The sequence below is a fragment of the Nocardia sp. CA-290969 genome (assembly GCF_050936135.1).
Taxonomy (GTDB): Bacteria; Actinomycetota; Actinomycetes; order Mycobacteriales; family Mycobacteriaceae; genus Nocardia.
The window spans coordinates 6,563,704-6,585,717 of record NZ_JBNJNJ010000001.1 but is presented as its reverse complement, the minus strand read 5'-3'; the positions used below and the strand labels follow the sequence as shown (position 1 = coordinate 6,585,717).

Annotated in this window: 18 protein-coding genes; 7 read left to right on the top strand and 11 right to left on the bottom strand. The window is 69.2% G+C overall.

All coding sequences use genetic code 11. The annotated features are described in order from the left end of the window. Positions 1-24: 24 nt before the first annotated feature. The 4 genes from ACQEVO_RS29940 to ACQEVO_RS29925 all read right to left on the bottom strand — a co-directional run bounded on the left by ACQEVO_RS29940 (position 25) and on the right by ACQEVO_RS29925 (position 4,318). A complete protein-coding gene (locus tag ACQEVO_RS29940) occupies positions 25-579 on the bottom strand; it encodes a ferritin (RefSeq protein WP_432919773.1) in 555 nt (184 codons plus the stop codon). Positions 580-656: 77 nt separating this feature from the next. After that, positions 657-2,012 (bottom strand): LCP family protein, encoded by a 1,356-nt coding sequence (locus ACQEVO_RS29935; RefSeq protein ID WP_432923167.1) that lies wholly within the window; start codon positions 2,010-2,012, stop codon positions 657-659. A gap of 112 nt (positions 2,013-2,124) precedes the next feature. Beyond that, complete coding sequence (locus ACQEVO_RS29930) at positions 2,125-2,904, bottom strand: CPBP family intramembrane glutamic endopeptidase (protein WP_432919772.1); 780 nt, start codon at positions 2,902-2,904, stop codon at positions 2,125-2,127. A gap of 655 nt (positions 2,905-3,559) precedes the next feature. Further along, complete coding sequence (locus ACQEVO_RS29925; protein ID WP_432919771.1) at positions 3,560-4,318, bottom strand: DUF2470 domain-containing protein; 759 nt, start codon at positions 4,316-4,318, stop codon at positions 3,560-3,562. 182 nt (positions 4,319-4,500) lie between these two features. Between ACQEVO_RS29925 and ACQEVO_RS29920 the strand changes: the two genes are divergently transcribed. The 3 genes from ACQEVO_RS29920 to ACQEVO_RS29910 all read left to right on the top strand — a co-directional run bounded on the left by ACQEVO_RS29920 (position 4,501) and on the right by ACQEVO_RS29910 (position 7,327). Further along, entirely contained in the window at positions 4,501-4,929 is a 429-nt protein-coding gene (locus ACQEVO_RS29920) for a hypothetical protein (RefSeq protein ID WP_432919770.1), read from the top strand. Positions 4,930-5,750: 821 nt separating this feature from the next. Continuing rightward, on the top strand, positions 5,751-6,668 hold the full coding sequence (gene pheA / locus ACQEVO_RS29915) for a prephenate dehydratase (protein WP_432919769.1): 918 nt from the start codon (positions 5,751-5,753) through the stop codon (positions 6,666-6,668). After that, complete coding sequence (locus ACQEVO_RS29910; protein WP_432919768.1) at positions 6,665-7,327, top strand: histidine phosphatase family protein; 663 nt, start codon at positions 6,665-6,667, stop codon at positions 7,325-7,327. The genes pheA and ACQEVO_RS29910 overlap by 4 nt, the downstream gene beginning before the upstream one ends. An 80-nt stretch (positions 7,328-7,407) precedes the next feature. Here the strand turns inward: ACQEVO_RS29910 and ACQEVO_RS29905 are convergent, their stop codons facing one another. From ACQEVO_RS29905 to ACQEVO_RS29885, 5 genes are all read right to left on the bottom strand, one after another. Then, a complete protein-coding gene (locus ACQEVO_RS29905) occupies positions 7,408-8,238 on the bottom strand; it encodes an ESX secretion-associated protein EspG (protein ID WP_432919767.1) in 831 nt (276 codons plus the stop codon). Further along, positions 8,235-9,395, bottom strand: a complete 1,161-nt coding sequence (locus tag ACQEVO_RS29900; protein ID WP_432919766.1) for a PPE domain-containing protein — start codon at positions 9,393-9,395, stop codon at positions 8,235-8,237. Before ACQEVO_RS29900 ends, ACQEVO_RS29905 begins: the two co-directional genes overlap by 4 nt. Before the next feature lie 98 nt (positions 9,396-9,493). Continuing rightward, positions 9,494-9,826, bottom strand: a complete 333-nt coding sequence (locus ACQEVO_RS29895; protein ID WP_432919765.1) for a PE family protein — start codon at positions 9,824-9,826, stop codon at positions 9,494-9,496. 175 nt (positions 9,827-10,001) lie between these two features. Beyond that, complete coding sequence (locus tag ACQEVO_RS29890) at positions 10,002-10,352, bottom strand: metallopeptidase family protein (RefSeq protein ID WP_432919764.1); 351 nt, start codon at positions 10,350-10,352, stop codon at positions 10,002-10,004. Between the two features lie 13 nt (positions 10,353-10,365). Continuing rightward, positions 10,366-11,643 carry a septum formation family protein gene (locus tag ACQEVO_RS29885; RefSeq protein ID WP_432919763.1) on the bottom strand — a complete coding sequence of 426 codons (1,278 nt, stop codon included), beginning with the start codon at positions 11,641-11,643 and terminating at the stop codon, positions 10,366-10,368. A gap of 168 nt (positions 11,644-11,811) precedes the next feature. On the opposite strand from ACQEVO_RS29885, the gene serS reads away from it, so the two are divergent. The 4 genes from serS to ACQEVO_RS29865 all read left to right on the top strand — a co-directional run bounded on the left by serS (position 11,812) and on the right by ACQEVO_RS29865 (position 18,177). Next, positions 11,812-13,074 carry a serine--tRNA ligase gene (gene serS, locus ACQEVO_RS29880; protein ID WP_432919762.1) on the top strand — a complete coding sequence of 421 codons (1,263 nt, stop codon included), beginning with the start codon at positions 11,812-11,814 and terminating at the stop codon, positions 13,072-13,074. An 84-nt stretch (positions 13,075-13,158) separates the two neighbouring features. Beyond that, on the top strand, positions 13,159-15,012 hold the full coding sequence (locus ACQEVO_RS29875; RefSeq protein WP_432919761.1) for a putative bifunctional diguanylate cyclase/phosphodiesterase: 1,854 nt from the start codon (positions 13,159-13,161) through the stop codon (positions 15,010-15,012). Between the two features lie 266 nt (positions 15,013-15,278). Then, entirely contained in the window at positions 15,279-16,922 is a 1,644-nt protein-coding gene (locus tag ACQEVO_RS29870) for an MFS transporter (RefSeq protein ID WP_432919760.1), read from the top strand. A gap of 232 nt (positions 16,923-17,154) precedes the next feature. Next, positions 17,155-18,177 (top strand): DMT family transporter, encoded by a 1,023-nt coding sequence (locus tag ACQEVO_RS29865; RefSeq protein WP_432919759.1) that lies wholly within the window; start codon positions 17,155-17,157, stop codon positions 18,175-18,177. 145 nt (positions 18,178-18,322) lie between these two features. On the opposite strand, the gene ACQEVO_RS29860 is transcribed toward ACQEVO_RS29865, so the two are convergent. Next, positions 18,323-20,599 carry a heavy metal translocating P-type ATPase gene (locus ACQEVO_RS29860; protein WP_432919758.1) on the bottom strand — a complete coding sequence of 759 codons (2,277 nt, stop codon included), beginning with the start codon at positions 20,597-20,599 and terminating at the stop codon, positions 18,323-18,325. Positions 20,600-20,619: 20 nt separating this feature from the next. Then, positions 20,620-21,552, bottom strand: coding sequence for a hypothetical protein (locus ACQEVO_RS29855; protein WP_432919757.1), 933 nt, complete (start codon positions 21,550-21,552; stop codon positions 20,620-20,622). Positions 21,553-22,014: the final 462 nt, after the last annotated feature.

Below are 22,014 nucleotides of genomic sequence, written 5' to 3'. Positions count from 1 at the left end.
TATCCGATTGAGGATAGTATTGCCTTATTTAATACGGCCCTCACCGGCCATTTTGGGCGCCGAGCTGTTCGTTTGCGGGACAGTGGAACGCAATTCGCGCGCCACGAACTCCTCGACATCGAACATATTCCCGGCTGAGCGATCCGTCACAGCGAGTAATGTCGACATACCGGCAACATCGTGTTGCTGGCATTCCAGGAGCCAGCTCATGAATTGCTCGCCCAGGAAGTCGGCCCATTCCCGTGCGACCTTGGCGAGTTCGGTGACCTGATCGGTCAGGGTCTGCTCCCGGGCGAGCAGGAACGCGACGGCGGCGCGCGGCGATTCGAAAGTCTGGCGCACCTCGTCGAGCCCGCCGATGGTGATCTCGAGGTCGCGATCGATCAGGTACTGCACGATCCGCAGTGCATGCCCGCGATGCTGTTCCGACCGTCCGTAACAATGCCCGGCGAGCTGAGGCAACCGCTCGATATCGAAGTACACCGCGGCCGCCAGATACTGCTGCGAGGCTGTCAGGCCGTGCCGCACCTGAGCCCGCAGCCCGGCGATGAACGGCTGGGCCAGGTCGCTGTCGTGCATGCCATCGATTATCGCGCGGCAGTGGTCATGCGCGGGGGCCGGGCCCCGGCCGGGTGGCTCCCGGCCGGTCAGCTGGATTACTGGCCGGTGAGATCCGCCGGAATGGGGTCACCGTTGGCCAGCGCCTCGAAGAACCGGTCGGCCCCCGGATCGGCCCAGCGCACCACATTGCCGCTGTCCGTATCCTCGAAGCCGCCCACCGGAACCGTCGTCGCCAGGGTATCGCCGCGCAGTGCCCAGGCCAGGCGCCCGAGATCCCAGATATGGTCGCCGGAATCCACGGTCAGCGAGCCCGCGGTTTTACCGGCCATGGGCCACAACGCGAACGGGTTGAGCAGCGTGGCCGGGCTGGTCGCCTTTTCCAGCAGCGCGGACAGGAACAGCCGCTGGTTGTTCATCCGGTCGATATCGGCGAGCGCGGTGGCCCGGCTGCGGACGAACCCGAGCGCCTGCGGCCCGTTCAGCTCCTGGCACCCCGCGGCGATGTCTATCCCGGCCAGCGGATCGTTGATGGCCTGCGGGACACACACATCGATACCGCCCAGCGCGTCCACCACGCCCGCGAACCCCGCGAAACCGATCTCGGCGTAGTGATCGATACGCAGTCCGGTCGCCGTCTCCACCGTTTGCGTCAGCAGCGGTGCACCGCCGAAAGCGAAGGCGGCGTTGAGTTTGTCCTGGCCGTAACCCGGGATGCTCACATAGGAATCGCGCGGCAGGCTCACCAGTGTGGTGCGACCAGACGGCGGGATGTGCACGAGAATGATGGTGTCGGTGCGGGCGTCACCGACCTCCCCGCCCGTGGCCAGCCCCGCGGCCTCGTCCTCGGAGAGCCCGGCGCGGCTGTCCGAACCGACCAGCAGCCAGTTGGTTCCCGCGGTGTTACCGACCCGATCCTCGTAGTCGCCGAGCGCGTCGATTCGTTTGAGTGACCCGTCGAGCGACACCACCCCGTACACCAGCGCGGCGAGCAGGACCAGCAGGAAAGCCAGGAACCACCGGCCGAGCCGGCGTTTCCGCCGCCGGGGCCGGGGGGCGGCACCGCCGTAGGGCAGATCGCCGTCCCGGGGTGGCGGCGGCCGCCGGCGGTCGTCGCGATACGGAACGGGACGCTGCCGGGGGGCGTGCCCGGATTCCCGGTAGGGGACCGGACGTTGTGTGGGGGCGTGGGTGGGGGGAGCGGGTTTGCCACCGCGGCCCTGCTGCCGGGGCGGAGGGGCGGGACGCCCGTCCGGTGTCTGCGACCAGGCCCGGGGAGGTTCGTACCGCTCGGTGGGCCGGCCGGGGGCCGGGCCGCGGCGCATCACCTGCGGCGGTTCGACCGGTGGCCGCCCGCCCTGCGGCGGGGGCGGGACGGGCCTGCGCGCGGGTCCTCGTCCGGGTGCTCCACTGTGCGGCGGCACCCGGCGGATCCTGGGGTCGTCGCCGTTCATCATCATCAGACTGTACTTATGGTTCGCGGCGGCGTTCGTTAGCGTGGTTCTGCGCACCGCTGCGCCGCAGGTCGCGGCGCCGATCGTGTCCAGCCGGGTTACGTGCCGCGGGTCACGGCAGCCACGACACCCGTCCGTGCAGTACTCCGTACCCGATATAGGCGACGACGTCGATCAGCGCGTGCGCGATCACCAGCGGCCACAACCGGCCGGTGCGCTGCCAGTACCGCCCGAAAACAATGCCCATCACCACATTGCCCATCCCACTGCCGAGGCCCTGGTACAGGTGATAACTGCCGCGCAGCAGTGCCGAAGCGGCCAATGCCGAGTTGTCCGACCAGCCCAGCGCCCGCAACCGGGTCAGCAGGTAGGCCACCACCACGATTTCCTCGGCACCCGAATTGGCGCACGCGGAGAGCACCAGTGCGGGCAGCCGCCACCAATGATCCGCCAACGCGTCCGGGACGATGGTCACATTGATTCCCAAGCTCTGCGCGATGAGGTAGAGCCCCAAACCGGGTAGCCCGATCAGCGCGGCCAGGAGCGAGCCGTGCACGATATCGGGCCGGAACCTGATCCGGGCCAAGCCGATCGCACGAGGTGCGAGCCCGCTGCGCCACAGCAGATACAAGGCGAGTCCGGCCCATGCGGCCAACCGCACCACACCGAGCAGCTGGAACATCAGGTCGAGCAAGGACTGGCTGGTGCGCGACGAATTCAACGCCACCGTCTGCTCGCCGACCCCACCCGGCGCCAAGGCGCTCTCCAGCAGCGACAGCGCGGCACTGACCCCGCTCAGACCGAAGGTGACAGCCAGCACCACCAAGATCTCGAGCCGGATCGCCCGCTGCTCCCGCGCCCGCTCGCCCACCAGCCAACCGCTTTCGCTCATGCTGTGTAATTTTGCGGCGCCTTCGGCGCCGCGGGTTTTGGCCCCCTAAGTCCCTGCTGTCAGCGCTCGACACTCGCGGCTGCGCCGCATCGCATCGAGCGCTGACAGCAGGGACGGGCCAAAACCTCTCAGGGCCTCGTAAGACTCGGCACCGCCGCAGTTACGTTCGGTTCCGGGGTTATGTGAACCGGTGAGGGCGTCGTATGACTCGGCACCGCCGTGGTTGCGTTTGGTTCCGGGGTTATGTGAACCCGTGAGGGTCTTGTAAGACTCGCATTTCGCTGGGCGCGTTGGTTCGGGGTTACGTGAGCTCGGGGGCTCGTAGGTATCTCGGTACCCCCGCCGGGTGCGTTTGGTTTCGGGTTATGTGAACCGTCAACGGCTTCGTACGGATCGTCGCTGCCGCTGGTTGCGTTCGGTTTCGCGGTGCTGTGGACCTCCGAGGTTTCTCGTAGGCATCTCGGCACCGCTGGGCGCATTCGGGCGGCGGGGTCTGGGACCGGACCTTCGAGCTATCTCATCGCGGTCGTAGCTGCTGTCGGGCATGCGGCTGGCGTGTTTCGAGGGGGTGGGGCGGCTGGTGCGAGGTACTGCCGCTCGGCTCGTCCGGTCAGTTTCGGTTCGGTGGGGCGGGTTCGTTCGAACGGGCGAAGGTTCAGATGCTGCGCAGGCCGTTGAGGAAGGGGCAGCCGGCCAGGGTGCGGACCGCGCGGCCCAGGGCCTCGACGTCGTCGGCCGGGGTGGCGAACGGCAGGCGGAAATCGTGGTCGCCGTCGATACCTTCGATGCGCAGGGTGAGGCCGTAGCGGTCGAGGGCCAGCGGATGGATCCGGCCGTGCCGCAGCTTGGCGGGCAGATGCCGGGCCAGCTGTGCTACGACGTCGGCGTGGTCGGCGTCCAGGTGCTGCAGCCAGGCCGATTCCATCTCGCAGAACGGGTCGGGGGTGGCCAGGCGCAGATCGTCGACGCAGACCGATTCCGCGCCGGCGGAATCCGCCACCACCGCGGAATTCAGCACCAGCCGCAGCAGGGTGGCGGTGTGGCCGATATCGAGCAGGGCCGGGTGCGGATGGTCCTCGGCGACCGCGGTGACCAGGGTGCGCTGGGCGCGGGCCGGTACCGCGCGGACCCAGCCGCGTAACCACACCAGCGCGCGCACCGGTTCGCGCAACGGCAGCGGGGCGTGGTCGGTGAGTTCGAGAACGGCGGGCGCTCCCGCGATCTGCTCCTGCGCCGCGTACACCGCGGCGCTCTCGTTGGGTACCGCGATCACCACATCGCCGCATTGGCGCAGATAGTGCACCGAGACGGGGGTCGGGTCGGCGCCCGGCAGTGCGAGCACAGCCTGTTCGGCGTGGGCGCAGGCGCTGCGGACGCGTTCGGCGGTGGACGGGGCGGGGGCGGTCGGCGCCATCGGTACCTCCAGTGCGGGCGGACCCGACTTCAACGATCAGTTATTAGGTTAACCTAAGCTAAGTTAAACTCGATTGCGGCGCAAGGGATCGCCGCAGCCCGATTCCAGAAACCCCCGTGCCGGTACGCCGCGCTGCCGGGCCGCTCAGCTGCGCCCACCGGCGGGCTGCCTACTATCGAAATGTGGTCGCAGGTGAATCCGAGCCGGTAATGCTGCAGTTGAGCGTCCCCTTGCGCGTGGTGGAACGCGGCCTGATCGACGGTTTGGTGGTGCCGACAGGGCGGCTCGCCGGCGAACAATTGCTCGACCTGACGCTCCCCGACGAGCGCATTGCCGATTTCCTGGCCGCGGCAGTCCACCGGCCGGGCGGGTTCGCGGCCCGGACCGGCGAGGCGCCCCGCGCGCTGGCGCTCATCGCGGCTACTGCCGCCGCGTTGTGTGGCGAGGATATTCGCAGCGCATTGACCAGTCCGGACATCGATTTCCTGACCGGACTCTCGAGCGGGGCTGTCGACGCTGTGCGGGAAGTCCTGCTGGGCATCGAGAGCGAGGCACCGGCGGAACTGGAGCATGCGCTCGGGGCGCTGGTCCGCAGCGCAACCACCAGATGACCGTGCAGCGGCCACTTCGGCGGCAGGCTGCTCCCTGGTGTCTCGCCGCTCGTGCCGGGACCGCCGTGTCCCAGAGCTGATATGCCGCGCAAGGGCCCTGATCCCAGCCGTCCATCCGCTCGGGCCACAGGGGAGCGGAACAGCCGGCGCAGGCGAGACCGCGGCCCGGGCGGGCCACCGCAAGGGCTCGCACCCGGGGCGTTCGCTGATCAACGACCTCGTTTACGGGGAGCCGCCGGTGGCGCAGCTGGTCAACGAAATCCTGTTCGACGAATAAAAGCCACCGCCGAGCGCATCGCCCACGGTGCGCTGGAGCAGGCGCGGGAGAAAACCGGGGACCGATCGGGTCGTCACCCTCGAGCGCGCGCTGGACACGGCCGGTCGCATCGAACGCTCCGCTCCAGTGCCGGGCGGCGAGCAAATCGTCCTCCCGCAGGCATCCGCCCGCCACGATCTACTGGATTTGCCCGGCGCCCACGGTTCCCGCCGGGCTGGTTTCTAGGCGTGCTGAGCCTGCTGCGGGCGATCCTGGATCGCGACGGCTGTCCTGCCAGCGGATCGAGCCCGGGGGCCGCGGGTGACAGCGTCCCGGAGCGGCGTGTGGACGGGGCATTGTCCCGGAGCGGCGTGTGGACGGGGCATTGCCTGACGGGGCCGTTGCCGGCAGTCAGCTCGTGACGTTCTTCTTCTCGGCTGCGGGGATATCCGCTTACGGGAGCCGGCGGTTCCCGGAGCCTGACCGGCGCGTATTCCCGCCCGTGCACGGTTCGGCCGGCAATACCGGCGGCGCGCTCGGGGTTCGCCCAAGTAGGCTCGTAGACGTGCCGCGTATCGCGTATTTCGGACCATCCGGAACCTTCACCGAGATGGCCCTCGCCGAATTCGAGCGCTCGGGGGCTTTCGACGGGCCCGTCGAGCGGATCGCTGCCGCCAGCCAGGCCGCCGCCCTGGAAATGGTGCGCGACGGTGCCGTGGCCGCGGCGGTCGTACCGATCGAGAGTTCGGTGGAGGGTTCGATCTCGTCGACTCTGGATTCGCTGGCCATCGGGCCGCGGCTGCAGATCGTCGCCGAAACCGAACTGGAAGTGAGCTTCACCATCCTCGCGCGGCCAGGAACCGATACGGGGGCCGTGCGCACCCTGGCCGCCTACCCCGTGGCGCTCGCACAGGTCCGGAACTGGGTCGCCGAAACCTGGGGCGAGATCGCGATCCACACCTCGGACTCCAACGCCGCGGCCGCGGAGGACGTACGTGACGGTCTCGCGGATGCCGCGGTTTCCACCACGCTGGCGGGGGAGCGGCTGGGGCTGGCGGTCCTCGCTTCCGGGGTGGCCGATCACGACCAGGCCGTCACCAGGTTCGTGCTGGTCACGCCGCCGCGCGTGGCGCCCGCGCCCACCGGCGCCGATCGCACTTCGATCGTTATCGAAGAATTGCCGAATATGCCCGGCTCCCTCATGCGCGCGTTCGCCGAATTCGCGACTCGCGGTATCGATCTGACCCGCATCGAATCCCGGCCGACGCGGACCGGTATGGGCACCTACCGCTTCTACCTCGACTGCGTCGGCCATATCGAGGACACCGCGGTGGCCGAGGCATTGAAGGCGCTGCACCGAACGGCGAGTATCCGATTCCTCGGTTCCTGGCCCGCCACCTCGGCGACCGGGACCCCGCCCCCGTCGGACGAGGACGCGGCGCTGTGGTTGACCCAGCTACGAAAAGGGGTGGCCGACCTGTGACCGCCAAGCTCATTCTGGTTCGGCACGGTGAGACCGAAGGCAATGTCGCCAAAATCCTCGATACCAAACTGCCGGGCCTACCACTGACCGAACGAGGCGCCGCTCAGGCGAAGTCCTTCGGTGAGGGGCTGGCCGCCGCACCGCGCGCCCTGTTCCATTCGCATGCGCTGCGCGCCCGGCAGACCGCCGGCTATATCGAGGCGGCGACCGGTGTGCGTGCGATACCGCGCGACGGTGTGCACGAGGTGCAACTCGGTGAACTCGACGGTTTGAGCAGTACGCAAGCCCACGAACAGTTCCAGACTGTGTACCGGCACTGGCACGAGGGCCGGCTGGACGAACGTGTGCCGGGTGGCGAATCGGGCCGCGACGTCCTGGAACGATTCCTGCCCGCTGTCGCCGCCCTGCGCACGGAGTACCTCGAAGACGGCGGCAATGGCGATGTGCTGGTGGTAACCCATGGCGCCGCCATGCGTTTGGTGGGTCGCGAGCTGGGCGGGGTAGCCCCGCCGTTCACCACCAACAATCACCTGGACAACACCGAGACCATCGAGCTGCTTCCGCTGCCCGGCGGCGGCTGGGAATGTGTGCGGTGGGGCCGCTTCACCCCACCGTTCGGCGGCAAGGCCGAATTCGGCGCCGACGATCCGATGGGCTGATCGCCGGCTTTCCGAACACGGTGGATCTCAGGATTCGCTGCGGCCGTGTGTGTTTCGCGGCCGCCCGCCCGGCTCCGCCCTCAGGCGAGGGCAGGGTTGCGCGGGAACTCCGACCGTTCGGGTAGCGAATTGATGAGATCCTGCAGGGCGATTCGCAGCCGGGCGTCGGTACCGCTACTGAACGACGTCCATTTCGTCCCGTCGTCGGCGACGCTTGCGGTGGCGATGAATCGGCCTGCCCCGGTGTTGTATACGGCGATATGGCCGTCCGCGATATCGCGACTGGCGTCCCCGTACACGACCCCGACGATCTCGGCGTGCGATTCACAATGCGCCATGGCCGAAGCGATGGCCTGCGCGTCCCGAGCCGGATTGCCGACCTTCGCCAAGCGGGCCGCGGTGGCGGCCGGATCGCCCACATCATCGAAAATCGGTACGAGGTGCTCGGTGGGTGCGCGCATACCGGTCAGCTCCAGCGGCTGCGCCGCGCCGAGCGCCGCGATCACCGGGCCGGGCAGATCCTCGGTGGCTTCGTGGATCACATAGGACTCCGGACCGCGAAGGGCGACGGTGACGATATCGTCGCCCTTCGCGAGGCACATCCGGCTCGCCTGGCCGCCCACGAACAGCCGTAGCGCCACCACCCAGTGCGGGCGGTACAACCCGCGCAGCCGGTCGGCGAGATCCGGATGGATATGACCGCCGTCGAGCAGGTCACGTTCGACGAGCAACTTCTCGGCGGCGTTCATCGCCGCGTCGTGGTCGACCTGGTTGTCGTAACGACCGCGCGCGTCGAGGACCACGGGCACCTCGTCGATCTCCAGTTTCTCCAGGAGATACTGCATTTCGTCGAGCGACAGCGTTACCTCGGCGAGCATCGACGGCCCGCGCCCCGCACCCAGCACCGTCACTTGTCCGACCGTGGGGGTTCGGCGCCGATCACGCCGTCGGCGATGTAGCGACCGTCGGTGAAGTGATCACCGCGCAGGTAGTCGGCTCCGTCGTGTTCCTGATCGTCCTCGCCGTTGGCACGGGCGTTACCCAGCAGCGGGCTGCCGGATGCGGGGGCGGCCGGGCGCACGGGTGCGGCCTCGCCGCGGGGCACCGCGACGGTTTCGGTGGCGGGCGCCGCCGCCCCGGCCGCGGGTGCACCCCAGCCCTCGGGCACTTTGAGCCCACCGTTGTTCAGTCCGAGTGTCGAACCGCTGGGCATACCACCGGCACGGGTCGTCGCGGCGGCGGTGGACGCGGCGACCGCACCGGTCACCACACCGGGGGCCAGTGGTGCGACGGAGGCCGGCGCCGACGTGGTGGTGGCCGCGGCGATCGCGTTGGCGCCCAGGTTGCCGACGGTGGTGACACCCGTACCGGCCACCGATCCCGCGACATTCGCCGCCTGGGTGACGGCACTGGCGACACCCGGGTTCTGCGCGAGCGCGCTACCCGCGGCGGCCAGCATCTTCACCGGATCGCCGTTGGCTTCCTTCATGGCATCTTCGGCCGGCCCCGGATCGGCCTGACCGGCGCCGTTGGCGATCGGTGGCGGGTTGAGGAATTCACCCGGTGTCAGCACGAGGGCCGTGATCGCGGCCTCGTAGGTCTCCATGGTGAGGGCGGCCCGCAGATCCAGTGCGGCCTTGGCCGCTTCCGCGATTTCGGAGCTGCCGTTGAGCACGCCGCCGGTGCTGTGGGCCGCGACGCGCGCCGCGTTCACGGCCGCGATCTCGGGCAGGCTCGGCATGGCGATCGAGGCCACGGTGTAGGCCGTCGCCTGCGACGCGGCCTTGGTGCCCAGGGCCGCGGCCATGGTGCCCTGCTGTTCCGCCCATCCGGTGAATCCGACGAGCCGGGCGAGCGCGCCGATACCGTTCACGCTCTGCATACCGACACCGAGTTCGGCCATCACCCGGACCACCGTGGCGGTGGCGTCCACCCAGGCCCCGGTCAGGGTGCCCCAGGCGGTGGCGGCCGCGGACATGGGAATGGCGTGGGAACCCGCGTTGAGTGCGATCGAATTCCCCTCGGCGAGTCTGGGCAGCCAGAACACCCCGGTGATACCTGCGGTCATGCTTGTTTCTCCCCTTGTGAGCTATCGATACGCTGCGGCGGGCGTGCCGTGCGCTCGTGGTGTGCGCCGCGTCGCGGCGCGCCGGCGGTCACTGTGTGTCAGACGCTGATCGCGCCGAACGGTGCGCCGGTGAGCGCCAGCACACCGGCGGAAGCGGCGTCCTGGGCGAGGTATCCGGCGAGCTGGGTGCGCAGGATGGCGGCGGTGTGATGCAGTTCGAGCACCGCCTGCGCGAGCGAGGTCTGGTGGGTCGCGGCGCCCTTGTTCATATGCATCGCGCCGTGGATCGATGCTTCGTCGGCGCCGGACGGTGCGACATAGGTGGCCGGTACGGTGATCGCCGCGACCCCGGCCAAACGGTCGGCGAGCAGGTCCAATTCGACCGCGGCGGCAAGGATGAGCTCAGGTGTGACGTCGACATTACCGATCATGTCCTCGACTCCTTCTTGTGGCGGCTCTTGGGCGGAACCACGAGAATTCCCCCTACGAGTACATTGGACGCGATACCCCCGCGAGCGGTTCCATCGAATCCGAACTTCTTCCGGTGCGGTCCGGCGCCGCGCCCGTGCAATCCCCTGCCGGCGCGTCGCGTGGACCTGGCTTAGCTTAACCCCATCCCAACTGATGAAGCCGGTCTTCGTCAATCCCGAAATAGTGTGCGATTTCGTGGATCACGGTGATCCGGACCTCCTCGACCACTTCTTCCTCGTCGGCGCAGACCGCCAGCAGCGCCTCCCGGTAGATGGTGACGGTGTCGGGAAGGGAACCGCCGTAATGGCTGTCGCGTTCGGTGAGCGCGATCCCGTGGTACAGGCCGAGCAGGTGCGGATCGTCGGGATTACGCGGTTCGATCAGCACCACCACATTGTCGATGGCGCGCGACAGCTCGGGCGGGATCAGATCCAGCGCATCCCCGACGAGCTCCTCGAAACGGGCCTCCGACATGACGACCGGCATGGAACTTTCCGTTTCAGCGTGGCGCGGGCCGCGGTTCCGGCTGCGGGGGCAGCGGCGCCGCACCCGGCAGCGGGGTAGGGGTGGAGCGACCGGAGTTCGGCGGCGGCACCGGTTCCTGGCCGTTGATCAGCACCCGGCCGCGGGCCGGTCCGACGATGGGGGCGAAACCTTCCTGATCGGCGCCTTTTCCGATCATGCAGTTCAGTTTGCGGCTACCGGCCAGCCAGCTGCGCGCATCGATGAAATCGAAGAACACCGTCAGCGTTTTGTCCCGGAGCACATGCGGGCCGCCGAGGTAGTCGTTGGTCATCCGGCCGCATTCCGCTTCCAGGAACTGATCCTGCTCGTCCTTCCCCGGCGGGCCGCCGGGGAACTTGGCCGACAGGTCCACCGTCGCGGCGATCTCCACCGCGTGCTCCTGGGTGCAGTCGACCGGGTCGGTCGGCAGATTCTGGCTGATCCCGAGGCAGACACCCGATTCGTACACCTTGGACTGGTCGCTTTCGGCCACCCGGCCGGTGTTGGGCAGCGGGTTTCCGCTGAGCCCCGGCACCTGCAGGCCGCAGCGCAGCATGCGATCACCGGAATTGGTCCAGCCGTCGTTGCTGGGATACATCAACCCCACCGCGTACCGGCCGCGCGGATCGAGTTTCCCGTTCAGATAGCGCTGGGCCGCCGGAACGCAGTGCTCCTCACGAAGTTCGGTGAGCCGCAGCGAATCCGGCCACACCGCGTCGGGGCCGAACTCCGCACCGGGGTACTGGCTCAGATCGATGGTGTCGGTGACCTCGAACAGATGCTCCTCGGCGCAATCGAGTTCCACCAGATCGGAATGATCCGGTTTGGTCCAGGTCAGGCAGTCGCCGGTGGCCACCGAGGCGAATACCTTGTCCGCCTTGGCCACCGCACCGCCCGGGGTGCGCGCCTGCAGATTGGAATCGTTGTCGAAACCGCTGACCATGAGGGTGAGCAGTGCCGCGACAATCGCGCCGACGGCTACCGCGAGCAGACTCCAGCGCAACCGCGGTGCCGGGATCCGCTTGGGTTTGCCCTTACCCGGTGGCCGCGCACTGCCCGCGCCCGCCCGGTTCCCGCGACGCGGAGAACGAACGGCCGCGGGGCCGAGCTCCGGCGGGTCGAACGGGTCCGGCGTTTCCGGGGATGCCGGACCGGCGGACCTCGCCCGCGCGAAATCGGTCTTGCGACCACGGCCCGCGCGGGCGGTACGCGAGCGCAACGATTGGCCGCCGCGGAGGCCGGGGCGGTGTGCAGGCTCTTTTTCGGAGGACATCGCGGTCCATCATGGCAGCGCCCGGCCCGAACATGCCACGAACCCGGCCGATCGGTATGGCCGAATTGTGCTACGAACTCGGGCGCGAGGCGTGAGACCTCGCTGTGCGGCCGGTCGTGGCGATACTCGGTTGAGCGCGGAAATCCACGCCCATTACGCTGGTCAGCCATGATCGACCTCCGACTCCTGCGCGATGATCCCGAGCTGGTCCGCGCCTCGCAGCGAGCCCGGGGCGAGGACCCGGCACTCGTCGACGCGCTGCTCGCCGCCGATAGCGCGCGCCGGTCCGCGATCGCGACCGCCGACAAATTGCGGGCCGAGCACAAGGCCATGGGCAAGCAGGTCGGCAAGGCGAGCAAAGAGGACCGCCCGGCGCTGCTGGCGCAGGCCCAGGAGATGTCGGTCAAGGTCAAAGAGGCCGAGACCGGGCAGCATGCCGCCGAGGCCGCTCTGCAGGAGGCGCACCGGGCGATTTCCAATATCGTCCAGGACGGCGCGCCGGCGGGCGGTGAGGCCGATTTCGTCCTGCTGGAGACCGTCGGCACGGTGCCCGAATTCGATTTCACCCCCCGCGATCACCTGGACCTCGGCGAATCACTGGGCTTGATCGATATGGAGCGCGGAGCCAAGGTGTCCGGCTCGCGGTTCTACTTCCTCACCGGCTACGGCGCGCTACTGCAGCTGGGGCTGTTGCAGCTGGCCGCGCAGCGGGCGGTGGCCAACGGTTTCACCATGATGATCCCGCCGGTGCTGGTGCGGCCGGAGATCATGGCCGGCACCGGTTTCCTGGGTCAGCATTCGGCCGAGGTGTACCACCTCGAGGAGGACGACCTGTACCTGGTCGGCACCTCCGAAGTCCCGCTGGCCGGTTATCACGCCGACGAAATCCTGGATCTCGGCGCGGGACCGAAACGGTACGCGGGCTGGTCGTCGTGTTTCCGGCGGGAGGCGGGCAGCTACGGCAAGGACACCCGCGGCATCATCCGGGTGCACCAGTTCGACAAGGTCGAGATGTTCGTCTATTGCCGGCCGGAGGACGCCGACGCCGAACACCAGCGGCTACTGGCCTGGGAGCGCGATATGCTCGCCGCCCTCGACGTGCCGTATCGAATCATCGATGTCGCGGCCGGCGATCTGGGCAGCTCGGCCGCGCGCAAGTTCGACTGCGAGGCGTGGGTGCCGAGCCAGCGGACCTACCGCGAGCTCACCTCCACCTCCAACTGCACAACCTTCCAGGCGCGCCGGTTATCGGTCCGCTACCGCGACGAGAACGGGAAACCGCAGATCGCGGCGACGCTGAACGGGACGCTGGCCACCACCCGGTGGCTGGTCGCGCTGCTGGAGAACCATCAGCAGGCCGACGGTTCGGTCCGGGTGCCCGCCGCTCTGGTGCCGTTCGTGGGTACCGAGCTGCTGACTCCCCCGGCCTGACAGGTTCGTCGCGCATCCGATCGGGGTAACCGGAATACCCGGTTGGGTCAGCGCGCCGGGATTCGGTTGTTTAGGCTGTTCATCGTGCGAGGAAGCGGGTCTCGCGGCGATACCCGGACGCGGGTACGGGCCGCGTCGGGTGTGGCGACGGCCATGGTCATGTCCCGGACCACCGGGGCGTTCTACGTCATGGGCGGAGTGCTGGGTCTACTCGTGACCGCCATCGCGCCCACGCGAGTGCTGTACCCGGGCGACGAGGGCAACCGTGTACTGGTCGGCTCGGCCGCCGCGGTGGCGCTGTTGCTGGGGATAAGCCTGCTCGGCTGGGGTCCGCGGATGCCGCACTGGCTGCACCACGGCTACGTGGTGATGGCCACGATCCTGGTCACCATCGCCGTGCATTCGTTCCCGAATACGGTCGCGGCGATCACCCTGGCGTCGTTCTATGTCTTCGTCGCCTGCGATGCCGCGCTGTTCTTCGCCTGGTCGCGGGCCGCGGCGCATATCGCCCTGTGTATGGCGTTGTGCCTGTGGGTGCTGCCGACCCGTGCGGGGCTGCCGTGGTGGTCGGGGGTGATTCCCGCGGGTATCACCTTCGGTGTCGGCGTGGTGGTGGGCATTCTGACCCGGATGGCGTCGGAGGCCGATATCGACACCCTCACCGGCCTGCTGAACCGGCGCGGTTTCGACCGGGCCTTGAACTCCGCGATCGAACAGGCCGACCGTTCCGGTCAGGCGCTGGCGCTGGTCCTGGTCGACCTGGACCGTTTCCAGAAGGTCAACGATCACCTCGGCCACCGCGCCGGTGATGCGGTGCTGCAGAAGGTCGCCGATACCTGGGCCGGGTTGCTCGGCCCGGGCCAGCGGCTGGCTCGCTACGGTGGCGATGTCTTCGCCGCACTGCTGCCCGGAACCACCGAACAGGCGGCCATCCTGCTCACCGAGCAGCTGCGCGCCGCGGTGAGCACCGGCTGCTCCGCCGGGGTGACCTCGTGGCAGCCCGGGGAGTCGGCTTCGCTACTGGTGAGCCGTGCCGATGTGGGTCTGTACCGGGCCAAGCAGGCGGGCCGGAACCGGACGGTTCTGGAATCCGGGCATCGCACACCGCTGGCGGTGGAACTGCGCGAAGCGATCGACAACGGCACCCTGGACGTGCACTATCAGCCGATTGTCAGCCTCAGCGACGGCGGGGAGAAGGCAGTCGGGGTGGAGGCGCTGCTGCGCTGGTCGTCGAGCGCGCAACCGGATGTCACCACCGAGGGCCTGATCCGGGTGGCCGAGGAGTACGACCTCATCGCCGATCTCGACGAACTGGTGCTACGCCGCGCTTGCGCGGATGCGGCCCAGTTGCAGGAGACGTTCGCCGCGCTGGAGCTCACCCTGAACGTGAACGTCAGCGGGCTGGAACTGGCCGAATCCGGGTACGCGGACAAGGTCGCCGGAATTCTCGAAAGCACCGGCTGGCCCGCCGACCAGCTGGTGCTCGAGGTCACCGAAACCGAACTGGCCGCCGAATCGGATACCGCGATCGCCAATCTGCACATCTTGCGCGACCGCGGCGTACGGATCGCCATCGACGATTTCGGTACCGGCTACTCCTCGCTCAGCCGGCTGGCCACGCTGCCCAGCGACATCATCAAGGTCGACCAATCGTTCGTGGCCGCCATCCGGTCCGATTCCCCGGCGCCGCCGCTGCTCGGGGTGATCGCGGCGCTGAGCAAATCGCTGGACCTGCAGGTGATCGCCGAAGGCGTGGAAACCGAACACCAGGCGGCCGTACTCACCGAACTGGGTTTCGCACTCGCCCAGGGCTATCACTACAGCGATTCGCATCCGGTGGCCGATCTGATCAGCGATATGAACCGTGGTCTGGGTGCCGCGAACACCCGCGCGCTCGGCGCCGGCTCGGAAGCCGAGAACGGCTGGGTTCCGCTCTGAACCGGGCCCGCAGCGGAGCCGGCCGGGAGTAGGCAACGCGCGGCCCCACCTGCTCCGAGCTGCCTGCTCGTCTGCACACGGGCCGCACCTCGCCCAGTGGCCGCAGGCTCCGCCCGTCGACTCGGACCGGCGTGTGACGGCCGGCGTCCGGATGTGGCGTGCGGCGAACCGACCCCGAGCGAGGCGTAAAAGGTCTTGACCCGTGGGCGCGCGACGCGGATGCTGATCGCATGCATCTGCTCATCTACCACTATTGACGCCGACGGGTGAGCTCCGGGCGGAGTGCCGGACTGCGCGCGCTGACCTTGCGCGCGACGCTGTTCGCCGCGACCGGGGACCTCATTCCGTACTACGCGTTGTACGCGCTGCTCTTCGCCGATCACGGCTTCGGCCCCGGGCAGATCTCGCTGCTGCTCGCGCTCTGGTCGGTCACGGCCTTCGTCTGCGAAATCCCGTCCGGTGCGTGGGCCGATACGGTGTCGCGGCGTGGGTTGCTGATCCTCAACGGCCTGCTGATGGCCGTGGGCTTCCTGCTGTGGACCCTCGCGCCCTCATTCCTCGGGTTCGCCGCGGGCTTCGTGCTGTGGGGAGTGGCCAGTGCGTTGCGTTCGGGCACGTTCGAGGCGCTGCTGTACGACGAGCTCACCGTACGGGGCGAATCCCGTGCCTACGCTCGCGTGATCGGCTATACGCGGTCGGCGAGCGAGTTGAGCGCGGTACTCGCGATCCTCGCCGCGACCCCGCTGTATCTGTGGGGCGGTTACGAACTCGTCGGCTGGGCCAGTGTCGGATGCGCGATCGTGCACACCGCGCTGGCCCGTAGCCTGCCCGCGGCACCGCGGTCGGTCTCGGCGGCCGAGGTCGGCGAACTGGAGGAAGCCGGGGAATCCGAGGCCGCCGGAATCGGAGTGAACGAATCCGGCGCAGCTACATCGCCCGAACCCGGTGCAACCGCGCCGCGAGAACCCGGTGCCACTGCGCAGCCCGAAGCCGGCGCGACCGCGCCCCGAGAACCCGGTGCCACTGCGCAGCCCGAAGCCGGCGCGACCGCGATACGCGAACCCCGCGAAGCCGCGGTGGCCGAAGCCGCTGAGACAACAGTCGCCGCGGCCGGCGAAACTGCGCCGGCCCGGGCCGGCGTATCGCATCGGGGTGTGACCGATCCGGCGGTGCTCACTCCGAGTCCGCGACCGGCGACGGCGGACCCCGCCACCAGTGGTTCCGGTTCGATCCGGCGGTACCTGTACATGCTGCGGACAGGTGTCACCGAAGCGGTCCGGATCCGGGTGGTCCGGCGCGGGGTGGTGCTGCTCGCGCTGCTCTACGGGATCACCGCCTTCGACGAGTATTTCGGGTTGCTGGCCGGTGCGGCCGGGGCCACCACCGCGGTGGTGCCGGTTCTGGTGGGCGTGACCGTGGTCGGTTCGCTGCTCGGTTCGCTGCTCGCCGGGCGCACCGAAGCGATGTCGGCGCGCACCATGGCCCGCGCACTGTACGCGGCGGCTGTCCTCTTCGGAGCGGGTGCATTGATCGCCGGCGCGGCGGTGCACCGGCCGGGGGCGACCTATATTCTCGCTGCCGCCGGTTTTGTGGCGCTGGCCGCTTCCTACGGCATCGTCTACAACAGCGCCATCGTCGCCGAAGCGCGGTTGCAGGATGCGATCACCGGACCCGCACGGGCCACCGTGATGTCGGTGGCCGGGCTTTCGGAGGAATTGATCTCGCTGGCCGTATTCGGGTTCGTGGGCCTGATGACCCTGTGGTTGCCGATGTCCTCGACCCTCGCGCTGCTGGGTATCGGCCTCGCCGCGATCGCGGTCCTCTCCGGGAGGTGGTTACCGCCACAGCCGCGAGTGCACGACAACGAGCCGCAGGAGAACAAGCGATCCTCCGAAACCGGGCGCACGTGACCGTCGGCCGGGCACCTGTACCGCCCGCCGTGCGCCGGCGGATGTCGGCCCCGGCCACCGGTGATCGCAATCGAGGCCAGGAGGCACCTCCAGCACTCGGTCTCGCGACGGTGACCAGCGGTTACCCGCCGTGGCGGCAGGAGGTGAGTTCGGTGGTGGATGTTCGTGACCGGCCGCCGCGGCCGGCGAAGACGGATCGGTGGGCCGGGACAGCGTCGGTAGGGTTCCGGTCATGGTGGTACGGCGGTGGGGTCTCGGGCTGGGGTTGCTGATCGGGGCCGGAGTCGCCGTACAGGGGCGGATCAACGGTGAACTCGGGGCACGGCTGGCCGACGGCGTCGCCGCGGCGGTGGTGAGTTTCGGTAGCGGCTTCGTCCTGTTGCTGATCGCGGTGGCACTGAGCGCGCGGCTACGGGCGGGACTGCGCGGGGTGCGCGGCGCGCTGGCCGCGGGCGAACTACGGCCCTGGCAGCTACTCGGCGGGCTGTGCGGGGCCCTGTTCGTGGCGAGCCAGTCGTTGACCGTGGCCGCCGTGGGCGTCACCGCGTTCACCGTGGGCGCGGTATCCGGGCAGTTGGTGAGCAGTCTGGTCGTGGATCGGCTGGGTATCGGTCCACAGGGCCGCACTCCGGTTACCGCCGCCCGGCTCGGCGGGGCGGCCCTTGCGGTGGGCGCTGTGCTCCTGGCCGCGTCCGGCGGGACGGGCACCGAAGGCGCCGCGACGGCGTCCTGGCTCGGCGCCGGCGCCGGGCCGATTCTGCTCGTCCTCCCGGTGCTGGCGGGTATCGGGCTGGCTTGGCAGCAGGCGTGGAACGGCCGGGTCGGTACGTCGGGAAGTCCTTTCGCCGCCACCGTGATCAACTTCGGAATCGGCCTGCTGGGCCTGCTGGTTATCGAGGTACTTGTCCTGGTGCGGGCCGGGGCGCCCGCCGCGTTCCCCCGTGAGCCCTGGCTCTACCTGGGTGGCGCGATCGGGGTGCTGTTCATCGCGGCCGGAGTGCTGGTCGTGCGGTGGGTGGGGGTCCTGCTGATGGGTCTCAGTACCGTGGCGGGCCAGCTCACGACCTCGGTACTGCTCGACTGGCTCCTGCCGGCCGGCGCAGCGCTCTCGCCGGCGAAACTACTGGGATGCGGGCTCACCCTGGTGGCCGTGGTAGTTGCGACCTTGCAGTCCGGTCGCCCCGCGGAGAACGTTCGAGCGGCACAGTCCTACGGTCGGGAAACGAGCCCGGAGAGCGAACAGTTGCCGGAGTAACCCGGGGCAGTTCCGCGCCGTGGGGTCGTCGCCTGTGAGGCGCAGTACCCGCCGGTGCCGCGGAAGGCGCGGTCGAGATCCGGCGATCGATCCGCCGCCGAGGCGCACAGGGTGGAGGTACCCGGGTACCTCCACCCTGTGCCGATCAGTGTGTGGGGCGGAACTTGCGCAGGCGCAGGCTGTTGCTCACCACGAACACCGAGGAGAAGGCCATCGCGGCGCCGGCCAGCATCGGGTTGAGCAGGCCGGCCATGGCCAGCGGGATCATCGCCACGTTGTAGCCGAACGCCCAGAACAGGTTGCCCTTGATGGTGCCGAGGGTGCGGCGGGCCAGCCGGATGGCGTCGGGGGCGGCGGTCAGATCGCCGCGGACCAGGGTGAGATCCGCGGCCTCGATGGCGATATCGGTACCGGTGCCGATGGCCAGGCCGAGGTCGGCGCGGGCCAGGGCGGCGGCGTCGTTCACGCCGTCACCCACCATGGCGACCGTTTTGCCCTCCCGCTGCAGTCGCTCGATCACCGCGACCTTGTCCTGCGGCAGCACCTCGGCGATCACCTCGTCGATCCCGACCTGCCGGGCGATGGCCTGCGCGGCCGTCGCATTGTCGCCGGTGAGCATGACCGGGGTGAGGCCGAGCGCGCGCAGGCGGGAAACCGCTTCGGCGGAGGTCGGTTTCACGGTGTCGGCGACCACGAGCACGCCGCGGGCCTTACCGTCCCAGCCGATCGCCACCGCTGTCCTGCCCTCGGATTCGGCCGCGCGCATGGCCGCGAGCAGGTCGGCGTCCGGGTGCAGTGCGTAGTCGGCGAGCAGCCCCGCGCGACCCACGATCACCGCGTGCCCGTCGACGACACCCTCGACGCCCAGCCCGGCGTTGTTGCGGAAACTCTCGACCGGCAGCAGGGAGCCGATCCGCTGCCGCGCACCGTCGGCGACGGCCTTGGCGATGGGGTGTTCGGAGGAGTCCTCCAGCGAACCCGCCAGCCGCAGCACCTCGTCGGCGTCCTCGCCGGCCGCGGCCACCACCTCGAGCAGCGCCATCTTGCCGGTGGTCACGGTGCCGGTCTTGTCCAGCACCACGGTGTCCACCTGGCGGGTGGATTCCAGCACCTCGGGACCCTTGATGAGGATGCCGAGCTGGGCGCCGCGCCCGGTGCCGACCATGAGGGCGGTCGGCGTCGCCAGGCCCAGCGCGCAGGGGCAGGCGATGATCAGCACAGCCACCGCCGCGGTGAACGCCGCCGCCACCGAACCGCCGGTGCCGAGCCAGAAACCGAGCGTGGCCACGGCCAGCGCGATCACGATCGGGACGAACACACCGGAGATCCGGTCGGCCAGGCGCTGTGCCTGGGCCTTACCCGACTGTGCGTCCTCGACCATCCGGGCCATCTGGGCGAGCTGGGTATCCGAGCCGACCTTGGTGGCCCGCACGGTGATCCGGCCGCCGACGTTCACGGTCGCACCGGCGACCGTATCGTCCGGCCCGACCTCCACCGGCACGGATTCCCCGGTCAGCATGGAGACATCCACCGCGGACGAGCCGTCCACGATCACGCCGTCGGTGGCGATCTTCTCGCCCGGCCGCACCACGAAACGGTCGCCGGCCGCGAGCTGGTCGACCGGGATCCGCTGTTCGGTCCAGTTGTCCGGGCCGCCACGCAATACCGATACCTCTTTGGCGCCGAGCTCCAGGAGGGCCCGTAACGCGGCCCCCGCCCGGCGCTTGGACCTCGCCTCGAAATACCGGCCGGCCAGGATGAACGTGGTGACACCGGCAGCTGCTTCCAGATAGATGCTGCCGGTACCGTCCATCCGGGCGATCGTGAATTCGAACGGGTGGGTCATCCCGGGTGTGCCCGCGGTACCCCAGAAAAGCGCGTACAGCGACCAGCCGAAGGCGGCCAGGGTGCCCAGCGACACCAGGGTGTCCATGGTCGCGGTGGCGTGCCGCAGATTCGTCCACGCCGCCCGGTGGAACGGCCAGGCGCCCCAGACGACCACCGGCGCGGCGAGGGTCAGCGACAGCCACTGCCAGTTGGTGAACTGCAGTGCCGGAATCATCGCCATGGCGATCACCGGGACGGTCAGCACCAGTGAGATCAGCAGGCGGGTGCGCAGGGCATCCGCCGGATCGGTGGGCTCGGGTTCCGCCTGCTGTTCGGCGGCCGGCTGCGGGACCGTCGCGGTGTACCCGGTCTGTTCGACGACGGCGACCAGGTCTTCGGGGGTGAGGTTTTCCGGATAGTGCACCCGGGCCTTCTCGGTCGCGTAGTTGACCGAGGCGCTCACCCCGTCGAGCCGGTTGAGTTTCTTCTCGATCCGGTTCGCGCAGGACGCGCAGGTCATCCCGCCGATCACCAGTTCGATCTGTTCGGTCGGGCCGGTGGCGGCCGCCGTTTCGTGTGGTGTCTGGGTAGTCATCATTCGCTCCGTGACCCGGTTCAGTGGCCGTGGCCGTTATCGGTGTGTTCGGGTGCCGGTCGAGGGCTGGTCGGTCCCGGCCCGCCGGGCGCGGCGGTGCCGACCGCGGCGGTGAACTCGGCCCGGTGCACCTGCCCGGCATGCCGGAATTCGAAGAACAGGCGGTAGTCACCGGCGCCGGGGGCCGCTACGGCGAAGGTAACGCCCGGCCCGGCGGGTGTTGTTCCGTCGCCGGGATGGCCGGCCGGGTGAACGTGGAGATAGCCGAGGTCGGCGGCACGCAGGGCCACGAGATGACCGTACGCCCCGAGATAGGGTTCCAGATCCGTGACCGGCTTCCCGCCGCGGGAAACGCTGAAGGCGACGTCGGTGTAACTGCCCGCGGTGAGGGTTCCACCCAGTTCGACACGGTAGTCGCCTACGGTCGCGGTAGTGGCCGGAACCGGCAGCGGCCGGGGTGTGTAGGCGCCCGCGACCCGCAGGTCGGTGCCGAGTGTGAAGGGCTCCCCGTCGGCCGTGACGAAATCCGCGAAGACGCGGTAGTCGCCGCCCCGCTCGAGGTTCACCGGCGCACTCCACGTGCCGTCCCCGCCGAGGTTCGGGTGCAGATGCTGATACCCGCTCAGGTCGCGACGGACCACGATCAGGTGCAGGTCTTTCTCATGGTTGGGCGTGTATCGCATCACCGGCCGGCCCGCGCTGTCCTCGATCCGGAACCGCAGGGTGGCGCCGGGGCCCGATTCGGTGATCGGCTCGTCCAAGGCCAGGGTGTATCCGCCCGCGCTGTCGGTCAGGCCGGCCGGTCCGGCCGGTGCGGCGCGGCCGGGGACGGCGGTGTCGTGGCCGTCCTGCTCGCTCTCGGGCGAGCCGACCAGCGCACCGGCCCCGAGCGCGACTCCGAACAGCGCGACCAGCCCGAGCGTGAACCCGGCGAATTTCGTCGACGTACTCATCGGATGCTCCATCCATCGTTCTCCAGGCGGTTCGTGCCGCCTCTGCCGGTTACGGTACCCCCCTAGGGTATTTTGTCAAACGGCCCGGTACGGGCGATCTAGCGCGCCTGGGGATGGATGTGGACGAATAGGAAACGCCGAGCGATTGTGGAGACCGGGCCCCGTCCCCTGGTGCAGGGCACGATGCTCTACCGATCAGTCCCTTGACTGCGGATATAGGCAAAGTTGTGGCCCTGGGCGCGGCGGCTCACCGCGAGCGCTGTACGGGCCCTAGGTTGCAGGTCCCCTGGGCGCAGGATTTGTCGGACCCGATGAATCCGGTGGGATCGTGCTTGAACTACCCGGTGACGTAGGCACCCGGCGGACCGCGCCGCCCGGGGCGTCCGGCACGCGATGGACAAGCCGGCCTCGCATCCGGCGCGACTTGTGACGTGCGGCCGGTAGGTGTGTGGCAGCGGCAGC

Excerpts from the sequence above, each read along its gene's own strand:
- ACQEVO_RS29935 (WP_432923167.1), bottom strand. The coding sequence starts at position 2,012 with ATGAACGGCGACGACCCCAGGATCCGCCGGGTGCCGCCGCACAGTGGA.
- ACQEVO_RS29860 (WP_432919758.1), bottom strand. The coding sequence starts at position 20,599 with ATGACTACCCAGACACCACACGAAACGGCGGCCGCCACCGGCCCGACC.
- serS (WP_432919762.1), top strand. The coding sequence starts at position 11,812 with ATGATCGACCTCCGACTCCTGCGCGATGATCCCGAGCTGGTCCGCGCC.
- ACQEVO_RS29885 (WP_432919763.1), bottom strand. The coding sequence starts at position 11,643 with ATGTCCTCCGAAAAAGAGCCTGCACACCGCCCCGGCCTCCGCGGCGGC.
- ACQEVO_RS29900 (WP_432919766.1), bottom strand. The coding sequence starts at position 9,395 with ATGACCGCAGGTATCACCGGGGTGTTCTGGCTGCCCAGACTCGCCGAG.
- ACQEVO_RS29895 (WP_432919765.1), bottom strand. The coding sequence starts at position 9,826 with ATGATCGGTAATGTCGACGTCACACCTGAGCTCATCCTTGCCGCCGCG.
- ACQEVO_RS29925 (WP_432919771.1), bottom strand. The coding sequence starts at position 4,318 with ATGGCGCCGACCGCCCCCGCCCCGTCCACCGCCGAACGCGTCCGCAGC.
- ACQEVO_RS29855 (WP_432919757.1), bottom strand. The coding sequence starts at position 21,552 with ATGAGTACGTCGACGAAATTCGCCGGGTTCACGCTCGGGCTGGTCGCG.
- ACQEVO_RS29930 (WP_432919772.1), bottom strand. The coding sequence starts at position 2,904 with ATGAGCGAAAGCGGTTGGCTGGTGGGCGAGCGGGCGCGGGAGCAGCGG.
- ACQEVO_RS29940 (WP_432919773.1), bottom strand. The coding sequence starts at position 579 with ATGCACGACAGCGACCTGGCCCAGCCGTTCATCGCCGGGCTGCGGGCT.
- ACQEVO_RS29865 (WP_432919759.1), top strand. The coding sequence starts at position 17,155 with ATGGTGGTACGGCGGTGGGGTCTCGGGCTGGGGTTGCTGATCGGGGCC.
- ACQEVO_RS29890 (WP_432919764.1), bottom strand. The coding sequence starts at position 10,352 with ATGCCGGTCGTCATGTCGGAGGCCCGTTTCGAGGAGCTCGTCGGGGAT.